This window comes from Colwellia sp. 5_MG-2023, from assembly GCF_030547795.1.
Taxonomy (GTDB): Bacteria; Pseudomonadota; Gammaproteobacteria; order Enterobacterales; family Alteromonadaceae; genus Colwellia.
The window spans coordinates 55,747-76,836 of sequence record NZ_JAUOPW010000012.1 but is presented as its reverse complement, the minus strand read 5'-3'; the positions used below and the strand labels follow the sequence as shown (position 1 = coordinate 76,836).

Here is a 21,090-nt window from a genome sequence, read left to right as displayed (position 1 = left end):
GATTATGCTCCTTGTGTTTCAGTGTGATTAGCATGTGAGTGATGCGGGTGTTGGCAACTATGCATTAGATTTTGTTGAAAGTTATAACGACGGTTATTTTCAAAACCGCGACCATTTTCATCGCTAGAATTTAAACATTTATCATCATCTGTCATTGCAGGAGCTTCGCTTAAAGCAATGCTCACAGAACGATTAGGATATTCGCTTGCGGGGTTCATTGGATGAGGGCATGTAGTGAATACCACTAGCGTTTCCATTTCAAAACGTAATTCTACGGTATCGCCGGCTTTACTGTGATTTGGAACAAAGCTTAAATCGCCATCGTCATTGGTTTTAACTTGGCTGAAAATATTGATGTTAGCCGCTAAGTCACGTTTGCCTAAACCATATTTAGCCACTTCAACTAATAAACTGTCGTGCCCGTTTTGCAACCAAGCATTACGGTCGCTTTGGTAATTTCTTTCACCCCATTTTTCTGCCACTTTTTGTTTATTAGCAACACCACCAACACTGTCAATCCAGTTGGTGTCATCACGCACAATTGAACAGAAAATACGCCCCATATCTGAATACAAGCAATGGCCATGAGTTAGCTTAAACGTATGTTGGCACTTTAATGTATCAGGGGCGTTGTAACGCTCTAATAAGTTATGTGGGTTATAAAACAACATAGAAACATTAGCACCGCCTTCTATATCGGTAACAGCTAATACTTTGCCTGCAGGAATAACCATAGACCAATGGCTTGCACCTGGAATAGTGTCTTGATAAATCACGCCTTGTGGTGGCTCTTGTAGTGGTTTTTGTAACGAAATATCTTTACTCATGAGTGTTCTCCTGAACAGCGTCTTTAGCTGTTGCTTCTTTTTCTATTAACGTCTGTATTGTTGATGGAATAGCCTGCGCTGAATTAAGCGCAATATCGTAAACAACTTGTGCTCCGTAACGCTCTGGCTGTTGTGGATCGATTCGCGGCTTATCTAATACCCAAACACGCGATCCAAGGCTAAAACCTTCCGACAAATCGTGAGTAATCATAAAAATGGTTAAACCACGCTTTTGCCATAACTCTCGTACCAGTTTATGCATGTCTTTACGAATGCCTGGATCCAGTGCACCAAAAGGCTCATCCAGTAATAAAATACGAGGCTCTTTAATCAGAGCTTGAGCAATAGCTAAACGCTGTTGCATACCACCAGATAACTCACTTGGGTATTTAGCAGCCGCATGGCCTAAGCCAACGGCAGTTAACATCTCTAACGCTTTTTCTTTAATTTCTTTACGTTGTTTACCAAGCACTTTTCCGAAAAATGGAGCTTTGGCAAATTCGGCACCTAACATGACATTTTCTAAAGCATTAAGGTGCGGAAAAGCTGAATACTTTTGAAAAACAATACCGCGAGTTGCGTTAGGCTCTTTAGGCATAGGTTCGCCATCAAGTAAAACGTCCCCTCTACTGTGATCTTCAGTACCTAATAACATATTTAATAACGTTGTTTTACCACAACCTGAGGCACCAACAATGCTAATAAATTCGCCGGCTTGTACGTTTAAGTTAAGTTTTTCAAGCACGATATGATCACCGTATTCTTTCCAAACTTGTTTAATTTCAATAATAGGCTCAACCGTATTTTTAATGAATGGATCTGTCATTATTCTTCTCCTCCTTTACCGTGGTACCAAGGAAAAGCGCGCTTTGAAATAAGTCGTAAAATGGTATCCATTAAAAAAGCTAATACCGCAATCCAAAGTACGTAAGGTAAGATTACGTCCATGGCTAAATAACGACGAATTAAAAAGATCCGATACCCTAAACCTTCTGTTGCGGCAATGGCTTCACCCGCAATCAAGAACAACCATGCACTGCCTAAGGTTAAACGGACTGCGCTCAATAATGGTGGTAATACTTGTGGTAACACTACTCTAATCATTATTTGCCATGTATTAGCACCTAAGGTTTGTGCCTTAAGTAACTGCTCTGCAGGTAATGACTGTGTACGTAGTTGTAAATCACGAATTAAAATAGGACAAATACCAATGATAATTAGCATTACTTTAGATAATTCACCCAAACCAAAGACGATAAACAATATCGGTAATATCGCCATTGGTGGAATTAACGAAATAGCGGTAACCAAAGGAGAAAGTGTTGCTCTGAACAGCGGCAACATGCCATTAATAACCCCAAGAACTAAACCAATAAGTGCACTAATACCAACCCCAAAAAATAAGCGTTCTAAACTTGCCCCGGTATCAGCCCATAACAAATATTCGCCAGTACGTTTACTTGGTTCAAATGCCATACGCTGTACCGCATCAGCAAAACTTGACCATGAAGGTAATAATTTGTCACTTGGGTTTTCTAATAAGCGTGCATCAGATGCAACCGTATAAATAATTAACAAGAGAACAAAAGGTAATAAGTTTAAAATCAGTCGTACTGAACGACTGGGTTTACTATTCATTAAACGCATAACAATCAGCCTTATAGTTTATTGTCGATAGCCATTTGCATAAATGAAGGAGTAAAACGAAGTTTGATATTTTGTTTGTTACCATAAACGCCACTTGGTGTTTCAATACCAATGAATGTAGCATCACTTGCACCCTCACCTAATAAGCCATGTTTAAATGAAAATTCTGCTACTTTACCCATGGTATTTTTAAGGTCAGCGCTGTTGTTAAACATTACGGCATCTTTAGCATTGAAGAACATTTTTGTTGAAGCTAATTGTGCATCGTATCCTGCTAAATCAGTGCCTGAAGCTTCTGCCATCATGGTACGTGCATCAATAGCTTTTTGATCGCTACCTTGCATAGTGGCCATAATTTCATACCAAGCACCTGTTAAGGCTTTACCTAATTTAGGGTTATCATTAAGTGTTTGTGTATTAACAACTAACAAGTCGATGATTTCACCAGGGATCATTGAAGAGTCAAATACTTTACTGGTATTTGGCATTGCGGTTATTTCACTTAATAATGGGTTCCAGGTAGTGACTGCCGTTACATCATCAGTAGTAAATGCGGCAACAAGGTCAGCATCCGAGGTATTTACAACACGTACATCACGTTCAGTTAGCGAGATAGTTTCTAGTGCGCGAGCTAATAAATAATGAGAAACACTTAGTTCAACTAAGTTAATATTTTGTCCTTTAATATCAGCTAGTGTTTTTTTACCTTTAAGCACAACACCATCATTACCGTTAGAGAAATCACCAATAATTACCGCTGTAGAATCAACACCACTGGCTGCAGGAATAGTTAATGCATCCATATTTGTCATTACGGTTGCATCAAAACCACCAGCCGTATATTGGTTAATAGATTCGACATAATCATTAACCTGAACAACTTCAATGTTGATGTCATATTTGTCAGCCCATTTTTTTACAATGCCTGACGCATTACCATAATCCCAAGGCATCCAGCCGACATAAATAGTCCAAGCTAAACGGAAAGTAGGTTTTTCATCTGCTGCACTGGCTACTGAGTTAAACAAAACAACGCTGCAAAGAGCGCTAAGTGTGAGGAATTTAGAAACTGAGCTACGTAAATGTTTAATAATATTCATATCTTTATCCTTTAGTTACACATAGAAAGTATGAGAGACATTGCTCTAATCTTCTCCCGGGCTTTTATCCCTCCGTGTAACCTTCAAATAAAGGTCGACAACTCTCGGTCCAGTCGCTAAAAAGCCGGAACCCTAGATGTCTATTACCAAATTGTGATATTGATAAGTGACTTACCAATATCCCTCATACGAGTAACTAGAAAATAGCAAATATAATGCCAATTAAAAATACTCAATAATTACAGCAATATAGCAGGAAAAAACATTCTCAACTTTAGTCATAATGCACCATAAAGGGTAAATATCAGTTAAGCTTGATCCAAAATAGTGCTTAAATTCTATTCGTAGGTTTATTTAAGAAAGCGCTTTATTTCCTAAAAAAAGCACGTCCCTTTTATAAAAAGAAAGCTTTGTACATGATTAATTTTTAGGATGAATCAGTATCAAATGAATATATTGATGCTTGAAAGTATTTGAGAAGGCTTAACAGCAGCCCTTCATTGATTTATAACAGTTGTTTTTCTACTAAGAGATAAAAGGTAAATTGATTTATCAGCGAGATTACTTTGTTTAGAAAACGAACCAATTTAACTGTTAACTTTTCTTTTACGTACAAAGAAAAATAAGGCAATAGCGAACAAAATAATAACAAGATTAGCAACTATAACAGTAACAATGGTTTTCATACTATTTTCTTCATCTAGTTTTTGTTGCTGCGCTAATTTATCGGCAAGTTCAATTTGCTGTTCATCCACTGTATTCTCCTCTGGTATTTGCGTAATTTCCTTAGGAAATTCTTTAATATTAAAAGAAAAATCAGGTACAGCTAGACGAAACTCACGTCCTGTTATTGTGCGGCCAAAAGCACTCACAGTCACACGATGAATACCAGGTTCAGTGTAAGGGAAATCTTTAGTTCGAACGGTCGGGCTTTCTATATTTTCATTATCCGTAATAGAAAAGGGTCTTGTATGTCTATCAGGTGATGTTATCTTTCCTTGAAAAATTAAACTACTTGGATCGACATAAGTAGGGTCAATAGTCAAAACTAACTTATGTGCCATGGTATCATCTTCTGCAGGCACTACCGATAATTCAACTGGTGCTTCATGTAAAATAACAGGCTCATAACGAAGCTCTCTTGTCATTAATGGCAGCTTTATAACGAAAACAGGTTGCCATTCACCAGGAGCAAAATTCAACATGAATTCCCCCGTATAAATATTATCTCCCGCATACTCATCTAGACCACGACCATCATCGCTAAACGAGCTAACTTTAAGCGCATCGGCACCAAAGTTTGCATAATCTGAATTATTGGTACTAAAAAAGTTTACATCTAACTCAACAACCTCTTTAAACTCTGAAACCTCAATATTTCGATTGCCATTGTAAAGCTTACCAACAACTTTTATCGTTTCCCCTGACAATAAAACATTGGGAAAAGGTTCTATTTCAATTTTAACTTCTGACACAATTAATATCTTACTCTCAGGTAAAATATTACCAATTGCTTGCCAAGGACCAGGCATAGGTTTAGTAATTTTTACCATGTCAAAAGTCTTATCGTCGTACCATTTCACCGTATCAGGATCATGAACACTAGACCGTATCTTTTTACCGTCCGGTTGTACTAGAATTATAGACCTACTACCCTTCACTCTAAAAAATATGAGAGTTATTTCATCAAGCTCAGCATCAATATGAAAGCGATTATCGAAGTAAGGTATTTCATTAGTAATATTATCGCTTTGATAGAAATCTATTTCTCGTTTTGTTAGATTTTTTTCTTCACTATCAGTTAGATAACTATCTTTTTCTATAGCCTTTACGTCTGTTTTTTCTGCATTTTGCGCAACGGCATAATTAACATTCGTTAGTAACAGCAAACAAAATACTAATAGCTTGGTAATTTCCAAAGTGGCTCTCCCCCTTTTTGCTTAACAACGGCTAACCTTTCTTTATGTGCTTCTTTTTCATCGACCGTAGCAGCAATAACCTTTAATTTTTTTCTATCTTTACTAAGTCGTCTAATTTCTTTGGCATCACCACCACTATTATCACCAACAGAAAGGTTAAATGCTGATTGCTTTCGCGTCATTTCAATATACACAAAAGCAAGCAATTGAGCATCAATTAAAGCCCCATGATAAGTACGATCAATAAGCTTATCAACTTTATAAAAACGGGCTAAATAATCTAAGGTTTTAGGTGATCCAAACTCGTCTTTCGACGTTTTCAAAGTATCGGTAATAGTACAAATATCTTCTGTCATAGGTACTTTATTACGAGAACGTTCGGCAAAATTCAATAAAGAAAATTCATGATCCATAAAGCCAACATCAAACTTAGCATTATGAATAACCAAGTTTGCACCGCGAATAAAATCTATGAACTCATCCACAACTTGAGAAAAAATAGGTTTATCATTTAAAAATTCATTTGTTAAACCATGGACGTTAATTACCTCTTGCTCCATCACGAAGACTTCTCCGCGCGAATCCATCGGTTTTATATAGGCATGAAATGTTCGGCCAGTTAACTGTCGATTGATCATTTCTACACAGCCAATTTCAACAATTCTATGCCCTTCTCTTGGGTTGATACCCGTCGTTTCCGTATCAAGAATAATCAACCGCTCTTCTGTCTTAGCGTCGGCTCTTGTATCTTTATTAGTAGGGTTATTGCTTAAATTCACTATACATATCTCTAATTTTTTGATGAAGTTATTTTTCAGGTATTTTTTGTGGAAATTCTGATAGATTAATATTAAATCTGTCACTAGTATAACAAAGTAATATTAACGCTAACGTTATTACCGTTTGAAGTATAAGCCACTCTAAAGAAAATAATTGCCAATAAAAATAAGCAATAACATGGGTAAGTAAATCAAACAATAACGCAACGCTTAAAATTTTTCTGCAATGTCGCCAGCTTGTTTGCACCCAAGAACCGGCTTCTGGCCTGCGTAAACTAATGATCAATAAAACAAATAAACCAATAGCACCTGAAAACAAACTAAAATAAAATAGTGACTTTTCAGGGTATATCCAAGAGATGATACTCACTCTATCACGCATATTAGTCACTGACATCAACCAAACGAGATAACCTCGTAACAAAAATATTAGCACTAAATAAAATTTTTTTGATAATTTTAAGCAATCATAGCTGTCAAAATCACCTACCGAATAATGCTGATATTTTTTAGAAAAACTTTTATTCACCCCTTACCCTTATTTTGCATTTTGTTATCACGTTCAACTTTTAATAGTCTTTGTGCCGCGGTAATTGCTTTTACCGCTTTTGAATTAAATTCACGTGTATATAAAGTATAAACAACCCATATACTCATCAAAATAAGTAAAACAGGATGAAAAAACCAACACATTGCAGCAAGTGCAAAATAATATGAACGAAGCCCATAATTATAGGCGTGAGCAGCTTGGTCTTGTACTGTGGCCATTTGTTTTGCATAAGATTTTAGGTTTTCATTTTGACCTGAAACATCAATAGGAGCAGCACCCATCATCACATTAACAAAACCATATTGACGCATCGACCAAGTAAATTGGAAAAATGATAGAACAAAAATAAAAGCAAGCAAACTTAACTTTAATTGTATCATTAAATGGCTAGTATGATCGGCATAAGGCATGGATGAAATAACCATGTCTAAGGTTTCAATTTTTGCAAAAAGGGTTAATAAACCCGCTAAAATTAATAGAGTGCTCGAAGCAAAAAACGTTATATTTCGCTCTAAATTTGACAATAATGAAGCTTCACCAACTCTCATTTCTTTAGTAATAGCTTCGTGCATCCAGTGAATTCTATGCTGATGTAAGCTACGCGCTAAACAATCCGTACTTTTTGCTTTTTTACGAGCAAACCAACTGTAGCCAGACCAAGAGAGGATAAAGACAAACAAGGCAAAAACATCAATTATCGATAAGGGCATTTAAAACTCATAAAATAAAAATGAACTAACTTTAGCAATAGTAACTTTTTAGCTAAATACTGCAACACAATATCGATGATAATTACCTTTTTTCGAAGAAAATAAAGATATAACAATTAATTTCGCTATTAAAAAACGATCGTAAATACTCAAAATAAAGTAAACATTGTGTTAACGAATAAAATTTGTAACAATTTACCTCAAAATTTATACAGTTAAACTTAACTTGCTATAGAATATGAAAATTAATTAATAGCGATAGGGATATATTTAAAATAAATATAATATTTTAAATTCATAATAATAATAAATTTACGGATGATGTATGCAAAAGCTAAGTTATAATAACTTATTTGTGCTTTTTGTTGCTTGCTTGCTGATATTACCAATGTCAGCAGTACAAGCATTTAACACAAAAAAAGAAAGTGAAACAACAATTCAACCTTTAGATATCCCCTATTACGAAGGTAAAATTAATATTGATGGCAAACTCAATGATAATTTGTGGTTACATGCCCTTACTGTAGAATTAAACTTGGTAAATAGTCCATGGAATAATCTGCCTAGCCCAGTAAAAACGACCGCTAAACTGGTAGAAAATGGTGAATTTCTTTATATATCATTTCTCGCAATAGATCCTAATCCTGAAAAAATTCAGGCATTCTTAACCGATCGTGATAATGCTTGGTTTCATGATTTAGTCGGTATTAAACTTGATACCCACAATAATCGCCGCTTAAATTACGAATTCTTTGTCAACCCTTATGGCGTACAAAATGATGCTACCTTCAATGAAATTACTGGTGAAGGAAATACTTCCTGGGATGGACTTTGGTATTCCTTTGGCAAAATAACGAGTCAAGGTTATCAAGTAGAAATAGCGATTCCCTATAATATTTTAAATTTTAAAAATGATGGTCTAGAAAAAAAATGGGCGATTGAATTAGTAAGAACCTACCCAAGAGACACAAGTTTACGTATATCTCATGTTCCGCTTAATAGAGATAACCCTTGTTGGTTATGTCAATACCCAGAAGCAAAAGGCTTTAAAAATGCTCGCATCGGAAAAAATTTAAGGTTCACACCAACTCTTACAGCAACAAGAGATGAATTTCGTGATGTCTATTTAGCTAATGATGACCCAGCGAATGGTTGGACTACAAATGATGATATTGAAGCTGGTCTTGATTTACGCTGGGGAATTAATAGCAATAATTTATTAAATGCCACGATAAACCCTGATTTCTCTACCGTAGAAAGTGATAGCGGACAACTTAGCGTTAATACTAACTTTTCATTATATTATGAAGAAAAACGTGCTTTTTTCTTAGATAATAGCGACTATTTTAGTAGTGATTTCGATTTAATATATACGCGAAATATTGCTGATCCTGATTTTGGGGCTAAACTCACTGGGCGTATAGATAAGCACAGTTATGGTGTCTTTACCGCTAACGACACTGAAACGAATATACTACTGCCTGGCAATTTAAATTCTAGGTTAGTCACTCTCGATAAGAAAAATAATGCTAGTGCTTTACGTTATCGTTATGATTTTAATGAAAACTTAACTGTAGGCTCTATAGCAACATTTCGTTCTGCAGATAACTATCATAACTATGTTGCAGGAATTGATGCACGTTATCGTTTATCTGAATCAAATGCTATTAAAGCACAAGTATTAAGCTCTAACAGTGAATATTCTGACAGTATATTCTCAAATAAACCCACTAAATACGTTGAGCTAAATAATACCCGTTTAAAAGATCAAGCTTTTAAAATGAATTTTAATCACCATTCTGAATATTGGTTGTTAGACATAGAGCATCAAACTATCGGCGCAGACTTTCGTGCTGATTTAGGTTATATGCCCCAAACAGATATAAAAACAAATACAGCATTGTTAAAAAGGACTTTTTATTCCGATCAAGACAGTTACTGGCAAGAAGCTGGTCTGGCAGGCGAGTGGAAAATTGCTCATAATATAAATAATGAATTGATAGAGCGAGAGTTAACAGCAAGCTTTACGATTGATGGTCCTTTACAATCGATCTTAGAAGTCGATTTCATTCATGGTGAAAGAGTTGGACTTCGTTATGATAAGAGTATAGCCAATATTGATGGTAATACTTCCATGTTTAACGAAGATCAGCTGCAACTATATTCCAGTGCCAATATAAATAATCGTACTTATTTATCACTTAATATTATTGTTGGTGATAAAATTGATTATTCTAACGACCGTTTAGGTGACTTAATAGAAGCCACGGGTAATTTAACTGTTTTTATTACTGATCATTTAGAATTTGATTTTTACCAAACTTACAGTAAATTAGATGCCAAAGAAGATGATCATGATATTAATGTTTATATCGCCAATATTTCTGAACTACGCTTATCTTATCAATTTGATGTACTGAGTTACCTTAAATTCAGTTTAGTTTATGATAACATTGAATACTCAGGCTCTGAGAACATAAAAGCGTTATCTACTCAACTAATTTATGCTTATAAGCTCAACCCCCAAACTGTATTTTTCTTAGGTTATTCCGACAATAGCTATCAAGATCAAGATTTAACTAAGTTAACCCGAACTGATAGAACTTTTTTTACAAAAATCAGTTATGCTTGGGCTCCATGAATTTAATTAATCTAATATTGGCTTACGCGCTTTATTCAGGTCAATTACCACTGTTGCCGAAATTTTGTCATGAATAGCTTGTTTATTAGGATCCCAATAAATTTGAATAAAGCCTAATAACCCCGTAGCAAGACCGGCTCCATAACCACCGTATCGACCAAAACTATCCCATAAAGACAAAGGTGTACCATCTAACTGTATTACTTTAATTTTTAATAGTTTTTTACCTAATGTTTGACCTTTTCCTAAAGCAATGGATACGGTGAAATAAAACATAGCCCAACCAAAACCCAACCCGAGATCATTTATTATTCCTTTGAGCCATGCAATGAGAGAATAAGCTTGTCTATTCGTTTCTTTCTCTTCAAGAGTATCACCACTCATTAAACTTTCATCTCCTGCTAAAACAATGGCTACGTCTGTCTGAGCTTTATTAATAGGTTTGCTAGGTTGCTCTATTACTGAAGAGTCTTTTATTATTTTATTTTCTGAATTTTTAATCAACTCGCTTGGTTGCTGAAAAATTTCTTTATCATAACTCGTCTGCATAGCGGTAATTAATTGTTCTTTATCTTTTTTCGGTAAATCAATTTCTTGCACAATATCGGTAAATATTTCACTGAGTTCAGTGGGCGCTACATTTATCTCATTCTCAACGCTTACATTTGCAATATTAGCTGCTACTGCTGTTAACTCAACTTGCCAACATTCAATTTTTTTGCAATGACTATTATGTATTTTTTGCAGTGTAGACAATGTAATTGCGCCAATCGATAAAGACTGACTTAACGATAGCGAATTATTATCAACACTATCCTGATGTTGACCTTCTTCAATACCAACAAGTTTAAATAAAGCGGGTAACACACTCAGCAAAATAATAAACGCCATCGAGGCAGCAATAAAACGCATAGTAGCGCGACGTTTACGCCCTTTTGTTTTATTTTGATCTTGTGCTCTTTTTTTATTGCCTAAATAGTAAAGTGTGATTGCAATAGCAAGCGCTAACAATACGCCAGGTATATCACTTAATAAAGCCACTAAAAGTAAATCGATCAATAAAGCTACCCCTCGTTTTGTTGGTGTCGCTAGAGGTAAACCAAATAAAGAGTTATCCATCTTAAAAGCAAATGGCGTTAAGTATTGCTTAGTTTCTTTTTCCGATAACGCTGCAACATTATCAACAGACATATGTTCAACAGGTATAGTGCTATTTTCCAACAGGGTGATCCTTATTCCATTACTTTGAAACAATTAAGTTAATGCTTTGATACCTTGCCCTAAGCCAGCCAGCGTTAACGGATACATTTTACGTTCAACAAGTTGCTGCATTATTTGTATCGATGCATAATAAGGCCATTGTGACTCTGGTTGAGGGTTTAGCCAAATCACTTTATTGAAGTGATCTGTTAACCTTTTCATCCATACACTACCGGCTTCTTCATTCCAATGTTCAACACTACCGCCAGGATACGTAATTTCATAAGGCCCCATAGTAGCATCTCCCACAAAAATGACTTTATAATCTCGACTATAGGTATGCAGTACTTGCAATAAATCTATTTTTTCACTTTGTCGACGATTATTATCACGCCAAACCGTTTCATAAAGGCAATTATGAAAATAGAAAAACTCTAAATGTTTAAACTCGCCATGTATTGCCGAAAAGAGTTGCTCACACACTTTAATGTGATCATCCATTGAACCACCAATATCAAAAAACATCAGAACCTTAATGGCATTATGGCGTTCAGGTTTCATTTTAATATCTAAATAGCCAGCATTACGTGCTGTCGCGGCAATAGTATCATCAAGAGCAAGTTCTTCACTGCTACCAGTGCGAGCAAATTGACGTAACTTACGTAACGCGACCTTAATATTTCGTGTGCCTATCTCAACATTTGCATCAAGGTTTTTAAATTGGCGTTTATCCCAAACTTTTGTCGCCTTACGATGTCGCGAGCTATCTTGCCCAATACGAACACCTTCAGGATTATAGCCATAAGCACCAAAAGGAGAAGTACCACCAGTGCCTATCCATTTATTACCACCTTGATGACGCTTTTCTTGTTCTTTTAGCCGCTCAGCAAGCGTTTCCATCAGTTTATCTAAACCACCTAAAGCCGCTATTTTTGCTTTTTCTTCATCACTTAATTGTTTTTCAAACTGCTTTCTAAGCCATTCTTCTGGTATTTCAGACAAATCTAACTCTAATGACGCCACGCCTTTAAAATAATCAGCAAAAGCACGGTCAAATTTATCAAAATGCGCTTCATCTTTAACAAGAATAGTACGACTTACACTATAAAAATCATCAATACTAGCAAACACAACGCCTTGTTCTAACGCACGAAGCAAATCTAACAATTCACGTAATGTACAAGGCACTTTGTAGTCGCGTACTTTACAAAAGAAATCAATTAACATAAGAATTTCAGCCTTCGATTAACGGTTGCGCTGGTTCATAAAAGCAAGTTTTTCAAATAAATGAACATCTTGTTCATTCTTTAATAAGGCACCGTGCAATGGCGGAATAACTTTTTTTTGTCTGGTTTCATGTAAAACTTCTTCTGAAATATCTTCGGCCAATAATAATTTTAGCCAATCAATTAATTCAGACGTAGACGGTTTTTTCTTCAGTCCTGGCATTTCACGTAAATCAAAAAATAAAGCAAGCGCTTCATCTAATAACTTTTGTTTTATCTTGGGAAAGTGAACATCAACAATGGCTTGCATTTCAGATTTTTCAGGAAAATTGATGTAATGAAAAAAACAACGACGTAAAAATGCATCTGGCAGCTCTTTTTCATTATTTGACGTAATAATAATAATAGGTCTTTGCTTAGCCACGATTTTTTCTTGAGTTTCATAAACAAAGAACTCCATTTTATCAAGCTCTAATAATAAATCGTTTGGAAATTCAATATCAGCTTTATCGATTTCATCAATCAGTAATACTGGACGCTTGTCTGCAGTAAAAGCATGCCACAATTTACCTTTAATAATATAGTTACCAATATCTTCAACTTTATCATTGCCTAACTGGCTATCTCTTAAGCGAGATACGGCATCATACTCATACAATCCTTGTTGTGCTTTAGTTGTCGACTTTATGTGCCACGGAATAAGCTCTACATTTAAACTAGCTGCTAACTCTTCTGCTAACATCGTTTTTCCGGTACCCGGCTCGCCTTTTATTAGCAGTGGCTTTTCTAAAGCAATCGCAGCATTTACAGCTAATTGAAGATCTTTTGATGCTATATAATTGGTTGTCCCCTGAAATGCGTTCATATGTAATTTCCAATAATTTATAATAATAGTGGTGTGCTTACTTTACACTTTTTGAATAATACTAGAAAAGTATATATCTATTCCATAAAAGCATATAAGTTATAACAAAATATCACTTCTTTTTCTGTTGTAAAGGACTAATCTTAGCAAATATACTTATGTGAAAGAAGTCAGAGGATCCCGCTATGTCTAATATATTTGAAGATAATTCAACCTCCATTGGTAATACACCACTGGTAAAACTTAACCGTGTAATCGCAAGTAAAAACAGCGATGGCACCCCTACAGCAACTGTTTATGCAAAAATAGAGTCGAGAAACCCTAGTTTTAGTGTTAAATGTCGTATTGGTGCTGGCATGGTTTGGGATGCAGAAGAAAAAGGGTTATTAGCTCCTGGTAAAGAAATTGTTGAACCAACAAGTGGTAACACAGGTATAGCCCTTGCATTTGTTGCTGCTGCTCGAGGTTACGGTATTACGTTAACTATGCCAAGTACAATGAGTTTAGAGCGCCGTAAACTACTAACGGCTTTAGGTGCAAAAGTTGAATTAACTGATGGTGCTAAAGGTATGAATGGCGCGATAGCTAAAGCCCAGGAAATTAAAGACTCTAATCCTGAAAAATATGTTTTATTAGGTCAATTCGATAATCCTGCGAACCCAAAAATTCACGAAAAAACGACAGGTCCTGAAATTTGGCGTGATACTAAAGGTGCAATTGACATTTTAGTAGCAGGTGTAGGTACAGGTGGAACAATTACTGGTACTAGCCGTTATATTAAACTAACCGAAGGCAAAGCAATACAAAGTATCGCCGTTGAGCCTACCGATTCTCCGGTTATTACTCAGAAAATTGCTGGTGAAGATCTAACACCTGGCCCTCATAAAATTCAAGGTATTGGCGCAGGCTTTATTCCAGGTAACCTTGATTTAGATATAATTGATGGTGTTGAGCAAATAACAAATGATGAATCGATGGCAATGGCACATAGATTAATGAAAGAAGAAGGTATTCTTGCCGGTATTTCATCTGGCGCAGCGGTAATGGCTGCCAAGCGTCTTGCTGAAAAACCAGAGAATTCAGGTAAAGTTATTGTCGCTATTTTACCTAGCTCTGCAGAGCGCTATTTATCTAGTGCTTTATTTAGCGATACTTTTTCAGAAAAAGAATTAGTACAGTAAGTTTTATGCTTATTCTATAAAATGAAATAACAATTTTTCTCATTTTATCTTTAAAGGCGCTTCGGCGCCTTTTTTATTGAACAACGGATCAAGTTTGCGTTATGCTAATGTTAATACTCGTTAGTTGGCTTAGTTAATTTACTTTATGTATAAGACACTTTCTTTAATATTCATGTTTATCATTTTTCTTCCAGCTTGTAGCGATGAAGACAAAATTAACGACCTTGATGATCCAAAACTTGTCACAATTGCTTTTTTTGAAGCAATATACAATGAGAAAAATATTAAGAAAGCTGCTTCGGTTTGCTCACCTAAATTAGCACGTTTACTCTTACACTATAAAACACCACAGTCAGTTGCTAGGCACTTATTTAACATGCCATATGATAAGGTTACAGAAATAAAGCCTGATGATTCTGGCATGAAAATCAGAGAAATATTTAAAGATAAAGCGATCGTAACTGTCTATTTATCTGGCTATCAAGGTGAAGATAATATCAAAGATGTTAAACGCCTATCTTTGATTCAAAACGATAGAAATCAGTGGATTATCGATAAAATATTGAAAGATCCTTTTTAACATTATTAGTGAAACCTATATAGATAGAATACTTATCTTGCTCGCCAATAAATATTAAACACAAACTCGGTTTAATGTAATATCTACCTCTGTAGATGTTTGCTGTTGTAGGTTTGCATGTTCGGCAACAAAAGCAAGTCCTTCATTTACATCCCTACTAAGGGATAATACTGCAACCATATTATCATTGATGGAAACCGTTGAACTTTGCTGTGCTTGAGTGCTTTGAGCTATTTGAGAGGTTAAACAGTCGACTTCTTCAAATGACTGCTTAATTTGTGTTAATGCACTAACAACCTCTGTCGATTGAGATAAACTATGTTGAGATAAAGTTTGCCCTCGGGTAACCGCGGCGACAGCATTTGCTGTTTTATCTTGTAAACCTTCAACCATAGACTGAATTTCAACAGTAGCTTGTTGAGTTCTATGCGCAAGTGCTCTTACTTCATCAGCAACAACAGCAAAACCTCGACCTTGCTCACCTGCCCTAGCCGCCTCAATGGCTGCATTAAGCGCCAGTAAATTAGTTTGATCTGCAATACCTCGAATAACATCTAACACAGAGCCAATATGAGCACTCTCTTCTTTTAAAAGTACTAAATCTTTAGTCATACTGTCTACTTCTTTAGCAAACGATTCACTGGTGTCTTGATTAAGGTTAGAAGATGAGATCCCTTGATTCAATATATCCATAACAACATTGGTAGTATTACTCACTTGATCCGTATTCGTTGTTAAAATTGAAGAGGTATTCACAACCTCTTCAATTGAAATCGCCATTTGCTCAATTTGATTAACCGACTTATCGACAGAGCAAACCGATTTTTTTATTTGAGCTGTCAAGGTAATAGCACCCTGATTTAATTGTTCTGATTTACTACGAATATCACTAATAACATCAGCTAAACCGACGATAAACCCACTTAGTTCATTTGCTACCTTGCCAAAATCATCATCAATTGCATCGGTTAAAGGGTCTGAAGGTGCTTGTTCAGTACTGACAACTAAAGCTAAGTAGTTTTGCAAATTAACAATACGAGCTGTTACTTGTTTTGAAAAAAAAGCAGCACTCACTGTAACTTGCGTTATAACAAGTATAATTATCATGGCTAATACGTTATATTTACTTAACGACTCGGGTAAAAATAAAATAACTAAAACAAAGAGCAACCCTACTATTGTCATAGGTAAGATAAGCTTTGTACTTAAATTTTTATTCATATATATATCCAGCCATACTTATTATTATGTTTTATTTAATAAGATAAGTTACCTGTTAAAAAGCTGTTTTACTATTACTATTTAACAATGGCGACTAGGATAAAATTCAACAAAGAGGTTTTATGTCATTATTTGGAATCGTTATAACGGTTATCGCATTAGGTTCAATAATAGGTAGCGTATATTTTATAAAAAAATCTGCTCAAAAATTTAACTTAACCCCAGAACAACTAGAAAAAATTAAGAAACGTAATGAAGAGCTAGACAAAGAAGAAGAAGAAGAAGAGAAAAAGATAAATAGTTAATCTGTATCGACATAGTTAACATTGTAACTATGTCGAAGCTCGGTTTAATATTTCTTTCTCTAACAGTAATTTTTCCTTACTTCATCGTTAAATTTACTTGCAATAGACTAGCTATTGACGCGAAATTGTCCTTGAATTAAGAAAAATTATCAAGTTAGAGTATAAAATATGGTTATATTATTAATAATTTCAATAAATTAAAAACATCTTAAACCGAGTTCAGGTTAACTAGGCAATTATATTCAGTTAATATTACCCCTCACTATTATTCTACTGGTAATACCATAAATATCTTTTACTCAATTAGTTATTACCATAAAATGCTAGCAACTTACCTTACATCAATATAAAACCACTATATGAGCACAATAAAACATTTATTTGAAAATAATAAACAATGGGCTGACAAAATCACAGCAGACAACCCTACTTTTTTCAAAAGCCTTTCTGAGCAACAATCACCACAATATTTATGGATAGGTTGTTCAGATTCTCGCGTGCCTGCAAATGAATTATTGGGCATGCTACCAGGAGAAGTATTTGTTCATCGTAATATTGCCAACCAAGTTGTTCATTCAGATCTTAATTGCTTATCGGTAATCCAATTTGCTGTAGAAATTTTAAAAGTAAAAGACATTATTGTTTGTGGTCATTATGGTTGTGGTGGTATTCATGCGGCTTATCATGATGAAAGCCATGGTTTAATTGATAATTGGTTACGCCATATACAAGATGTTTATCGCTTTAACCAAGAGAAATTAAATAATGTTAAAAGTGAAGCAGAGCGCATTGATTTACTTTGCGAGCTTAATGTTATTGAACAAGTTGCTAATATTTCAAATACAACCATATTACGTAGTGCTTGGCTTGCTAAACAAAATGTAACTGTACATGGTGTTGTTTATAATTTACGCGATGGTATATTAAAAGACTTAAATGTTTCTGTAAGTGGTAATAAATAAAACCTTTAACAGGATGATTAACTAATCTAAATCATCCTGTTAACAAAAAACTGCAAGGTTTATAACGTGCCTCGCTCCATTTGATTTAACTCAATAGATTTGAATAGGGTTGAAAAATTCCCTTCTCCAAAACCTTGATCATCAACTCGTTGGATCATTTCAATAAAAATAGGTCCAAACAAGTTTTTAGTAAATATTTGAAGTAAATAAGTATTTTCAGCTTGGCTATCAACCAATATTTGATGTGCTTTAATTTTTTCTTTATCTTCTTTAACCCAAGGAACACGATTGAATATTTCATCATAATACTCTGGCACAATATGCAATGTTTCAACGATATTACGATCTAACTTATCTAAAGAGCTTACTAAATCATCAGTGATAAAAGCTAGGTGCTGAACTCCTGGACCATTGTATTCATCCAAATATTCATCAATTTGATTATTATTATTCCCTTTGCCTTCATTAATAGGGATAGAAAACTTTCCACAAGGGGATTGCAGTGCGTAAGAAATAAGGGCACTTTTAATACCTTTAATATCAAAATAACGTACTTCAGTAAATCCAAAAATATCTTTATAAAAATCAGCCCATATATCCATAGTGCCTTGATAAACATTATTTGTTAAATGATCGACAGCTAAAAAGCCTTTTTCCTCTACTAAAACAGGTGAATCATGTGAATCAAAATCGACATCATATATATAACCTTTATTTTTACTATTATTGCGCTCTTCTTTGGCAAAATTATCTATAAAGTATATTAAGCTTTTTCCAATCCCAAAAATAGCCGGGTAAGGTAACTTACCTATTTCATTTTTAGCTGACTTAGCACCTCGCTTAAGTGCTTCTTGAAAAGCAAAGTCAGCATCATCAACACGCCACCCCATAGAACAAATAGCAGGTCCATGATTTTTAGCAAACTCGTTTGAAAAACCTTTTATTTCTTTATTAAGCAAAAAATGAATATCATGTTGATTAAAATAATCAATATCACGACCTTTAAATTTTTTAATCTTTGAAAAACCAAAACCATAGAAAACCTGCTCCATAAAATCAGAATCAGGACTAGCAAATTCAATAAATTCTATACCACATAGTTTTAACGGATTATGATTGATTAACGTTGTGCTATTCATTTTATCATCTCTTCATTTTTGAAATATTTACACCTTATAAGGTAAGGTGCTTATTGTTATAACTTCATTATCTAGAGGATTTAGCCTTTACGGAAGCCTATGATAAATAGCAAAAGCAAAGTGTACGTAAATGAATATTTACGTTAAATTTAATAGAAATAGTACAAATAGAAAGCAAACCTATATAGAGGCTTAATAGAGGATGTATTTAATTATTTACAGACAATAAAAAAGGCGCTTAAAAGCGCCTTTTGCTACGTAATAAATTACTACAAATTAGTTTTGACGTTGTGAACGTTCACTACGACGACGTGGTGCTTGTTGTCTTTCAACTTGTTCTTCTGAAGCTGTAATAGCTAATGGTTGACGACGTACACGTACACCTTTTAATTGTTTAAATAAATCATCTGGGATACCTTTAGGTAACTGTACGAAACTGTGCTTGTCATGCAAGTTTATAGCACCAATATAGCTGCTATCTAATGATATTTCATTCGCAATTGCGCCAACAATATCACCTGGACGAGCACCGTGCTCTTTACCAACTTCTAAGCGGTAAGTCTGCCAATCTACATCATTACGATCTACTTTTGCTTTACGCGGCTTTTCATCACGTGAACCACGTTGACCATTACGATCGCCTCGACTATCTGATCGTGCATCACGACGAGAATCTCTACCACGGTCATTTCTATCACGACCATTGCGATCACCACGACCTTCTGAGCGACTATCTGAACGAGCGTCACGGCGTGGTTTAGGATCTTCTTTCGGTTGGAATGGCTGCTTTAACTGCTTTTGATATATTAACGCTGCCGCTAGATCTGTCATAGACATATCAGATTCACTTGCCATTGCTTCAACAATTTCACGCATACTTGCTAATTCTGTTGACTCAATAATTTTAGCTATTTCATCACGAGCACGTTCAATACGTTTTTTACCTAACTCTTGTATGTTTGGTAACTCATACATATTCACTGTACCGGAAGTTAAACGCTCATAGTGACGTAATGAATACATTTCACGTGGACGAACAAAAGCAATTGACATGCCTTCACGACCCGCACGGCCTGTACGGCCAATACGATGAACATAAGCTTCATGATCACCAGGTAAATCATAGTTAATCACTAAAGAAATACGTGGAATATCTAATCCACGAGCAACAACATCTGTCGCTACCAATATTGACGACTTACCTGATTTCATTTGATCAATACAACGCTCACGTTGCGCTTGGTTAAGATCACCATTAAGGGCTAATGCTGGATAGCCAGCACGCTCTAATTTTTCAGCAACATCAACAGTATCATTACGTGTGCGTACAAAAATTATCATTGCATCGTAATCAACAATTTCAGCAATACGCTCTAAAGCAGTCATTTTAGTGATGCCACCTACTTTCCACGCATATTGTGTAATATTAGCTTTTGCTTTTTTAACCGCTGCAATTTTAATATGCTCAGGATCTTTTAAGAAGCGATTCGCTATTTTACGAATGGCCGGAGGCATAGTTGCAGAGAATAAACACATTTGTGTCGTTTTAGGTAAGTGATCTAAAATCCACTGAATGTCTTCTAAAAAGCCCATGTTTAACATTTCATCGGCTTCATCAAGTACGCATACTTTTAGATCATCTAATTTAAGGCTTTTACGACGTAAATGATCCATTAAACGGCCTGGTGTGCCAACAACAACTTGCGCACCACGCTCTAATTGTTGAAATTGTGGGCCATAAGACTGGCCGCCATATAATGTAGCAACACGTAAACCTTTCATATTTTTACCAAAAGATTCAATAGCTTCTGCTACTTGCATAGCCAATTCGCGTGTTGGTGCTAAAACCATTAATTGTGGTTTTTTAATTGAAGTGTCTACTTTAGCTAATGCAGGTAAACCAAACGCAGCCGTTTTACCAGTACCCGTTTGTGCTTCACCTAAAACATCTTTGCCTGCCAATAAAGGCGGAATAGTTTGTGCTTGAATACCAGTAGCAGAAGTGAAACCAATAGAAAGAACCGCTGTTAATAAGTCTTGCGGTAAACCTAAAGAATCAAAACTAACAGCAACTTTATCTAGTGCTACAGGAGATTGTTCATTATTTTTTTCTGTGTTTTTTTGTTCAGTCATTTTAAATATCATCATTTTAAGGCAGGTGTTTAGAGTATCTCTAAGACACTTATATAAAGACTTCTAATAAAGAAAAATTAGCAAAAAATAAAGAACAAAGAATAG

19 protein-coding genes and 1 riboswitch are annotated in these 21,090 nt (G+C 35.1%); of the genes, 5 read left to right on the top strand and 14 right to left on the bottom strand.

Annotated features, from left to right (window positions below; all coding sequences use genetic code 11):
• Positions 1-2: 2 nt before the first annotated feature.
• The 8 genes from Q4496_RS10145 to Q4496_RS10110 all read right to left on the bottom strand — a co-directional run bounded on the left by Q4496_RS10145 (position 3) and on the right by Q4496_RS10110 (position 7,532).
• Positions 3-827 carry an urea amidolyase associated protein UAAP1 gene (locus Q4496_RS10145; protein ID WP_303610397.1) on the bottom strand — a complete coding sequence of 275 codons (825 nt, stop codon included), beginning with the start codon at positions 825-827 and terminating at the stop codon, positions 3-5.
• Positions 820-1,653, bottom strand: coding sequence for an ABC transporter ATP-binding protein (locus Q4496_RS10140; protein WP_303610396.1), 834 nt, complete (start codon positions 1,651-1,653; stop codon positions 820-822). The genes Q4496_RS10145 and Q4496_RS10140 overlap by 8 nt, the downstream gene beginning before the upstream one ends.
• Positions 1,653-2,465, bottom strand: coding sequence for an ABC transporter permease (locus Q4496_RS10135; RefSeq protein WP_252727433.1), 813 nt, complete (start codon positions 2,463-2,465; stop codon positions 1,653-1,655). The genes Q4496_RS10140 and Q4496_RS10135 overlap by 1 nt, the downstream gene beginning before the upstream one ends.
• 20 nt (positions 2,466-2,485) lie before the next feature.
• Positions 2,486-3,574, bottom strand: a complete 1,089-nt coding sequence (locus Q4496_RS10130) for a putative urea ABC transporter substrate-binding protein (protein WP_303601921.1) — start codon at positions 3,572-3,574, stop codon at positions 2,486-2,488.
• A gap of 51 nt (positions 3,575-3,625) precedes the next feature.
• Positions 3,626-3,721: riboswitch (guanidine-I (ykkC/yxkD leader) on the bottom strand.
• A 440-nt stretch (positions 3,722-4,161) separates the two neighbouring features.
• Entirely contained in the window at positions 4,162-5,493 is a 1,332-nt protein-coding gene (locus Q4496_RS10125) for a TIGR03503 family protein (protein WP_215972593.1), read from the bottom strand.
• Positions 5,472-6,272, bottom strand: coding sequence for a DNA polymerase III subunit epsilon (gene dnaQ, locus Q4496_RS10120; protein ID WP_215972594.1), 801 nt, complete (start codon positions 6,270-6,272; stop codon positions 5,472-5,474). Before dnaQ ends, Q4496_RS10125 begins: the two co-directional genes overlap by 22 nt.
• A gap of 28 nt (positions 6,273-6,300) precedes the next feature.
• Positions 6,301-6,801: a DUF2919 family protein gene (locus Q4496_RS10115; RefSeq protein ID WP_215972595.1), complete on the bottom strand. Its 501-nt coding sequence runs from the start codon at positions 6,799-6,801 to the stop codon at positions 6,301-6,303.
• Positions 6,798-7,532, bottom strand: coding sequence for a DUF599 domain-containing protein (locus Q4496_RS10110; protein WP_215972596.1), 735 nt, complete (start codon positions 7,530-7,532; stop codon positions 6,798-6,800). The genes Q4496_RS10115 and Q4496_RS10110 overlap by 4 nt, the downstream gene beginning before the upstream one ends.
• Positions 7,533-7,857: 325 nt before the next feature.
• Between Q4496_RS10110 and Q4496_RS10105 the strand changes: the two genes are divergently transcribed.
• Positions 7,858-10,173, top strand: a complete 2,316-nt coding sequence (locus Q4496_RS10105) for a carbohydrate binding family 9 domain-containing protein (protein WP_215972597.1) — start codon at positions 7,858-7,860, stop codon at positions 10,171-10,173.
• Positions 10,174-10,179: 6 nt separating this feature from the next.
• On the opposite strand, the gene Q4496_RS10100 is transcribed toward Q4496_RS10105, so the two are convergent.
• Genes Q4496_RS10100 through Q4496_RS10090 form a run of 3 tightly spaced genes read right to left on the bottom strand, consistent with a single transcriptional unit; the run spans position 10,180 to position 13,464 of the window.
• Positions 10,180-11,394: an RDD family protein gene (locus tag Q4496_RS10100; protein WP_252727434.1), complete on the bottom strand. Its 1,215-nt coding sequence runs from the start codon at positions 11,392-11,394 to the stop codon at positions 10,180-10,182.
• 33 nt (positions 11,395-11,427) lie between these two features.
• Complete coding sequence (locus Q4496_RS10095) at positions 11,428-12,600, bottom strand: VWA domain-containing protein (protein WP_303610395.1); 1,173 nt, start codon at positions 12,598-12,600, stop codon at positions 11,428-11,430.
• Between the two features lie 18 nt (positions 12,601-12,618).
• A complete protein-coding gene (locus Q4496_RS10090) occupies positions 12,619-13,464 on the bottom strand; it encodes a MoxR family ATPase (protein ID WP_215972599.1) in 846 nt (281 codons plus the stop codon).
• 185 nt (positions 13,465-13,649) lie between these two features.
• Between Q4496_RS10090 and cysK the strand changes: the two genes are divergently transcribed.
• Positions 13,650-14,645, top strand: a complete 996-nt coding sequence (cysK, locus tag Q4496_RS10085) for a cysteine synthase A (RefSeq protein ID WP_215972600.1) — start codon at positions 13,650-13,652, stop codon at positions 14,643-14,645.
• A gap of 145 nt (positions 14,646-14,790) precedes the next feature.
• Complete coding sequence (locus Q4496_RS10080; RefSeq protein ID WP_215972601.1) at positions 14,791-15,225, top strand: hypothetical protein; 435 nt, start codon at positions 14,791-14,793, stop codon at positions 15,223-15,225.
• 54 nt (positions 15,226-15,279) lie between these two features.
• Here the strand turns inward: Q4496_RS10080 and Q4496_RS10075 are convergent, their stop codons facing one another.
• Positions 15,280-16,446: a methyl-accepting chemotaxis protein gene (locus Q4496_RS10075; RefSeq protein WP_303610394.1), complete on the bottom strand. Its 1,167-nt coding sequence runs from the start codon at positions 16,444-16,446 to the stop codon at positions 15,280-15,282.
• 122 nt (positions 16,447-16,568) lie between these two features.
• On the opposite strand from Q4496_RS10075, the gene Q4496_RS10070 reads away from it, so the two are divergent.
• Both Q4496_RS10070 and can read left to right on the top strand, forming a co-directional pair.
• The gene (locus Q4496_RS10070; protein WP_303610393.1) at positions 16,569-16,751 is read left to right on the top strand and encodes a DUF2897 family protein; all 183 of its coding nucleotides are present in this window, start codon (positions 16,569-16,571) and stop codon (positions 16,749-16,751) included.
• 359 nt (positions 16,752-17,110) lie between these two features.
• Entirely contained in the window at positions 17,111-17,713 is a 603-nt protein-coding gene (gene can, locus Q4496_RS10065) for a carbonate dehydratase (RefSeq protein ID WP_215972604.1), read from the top strand.
• Between the two features lie 59 nt (positions 17,714-17,772).
• Here can and hppD read toward each other — a convergent pair whose 3' ends face one another.
• Positions 17,773-18,852, bottom strand: a complete 1,080-nt coding sequence (hppD, locus tag Q4496_RS10060) for a 4-hydroxyphenylpyruvate dioxygenase (protein WP_215972605.1) — start codon at positions 18,850-18,852, stop codon at positions 17,773-17,775.
• 276 nt (positions 18,853-19,128) lie between these two features.
• A complete protein-coding gene (locus Q4496_RS10055) occupies positions 19,129-20,985 on the bottom strand; it encodes a DEAD/DEAH box helicase (RefSeq protein WP_303601914.1) in 1,857 nt (618 codons plus the stop codon).
• Positions 20,986-21,090 lie beyond the last annotated feature (105 nt).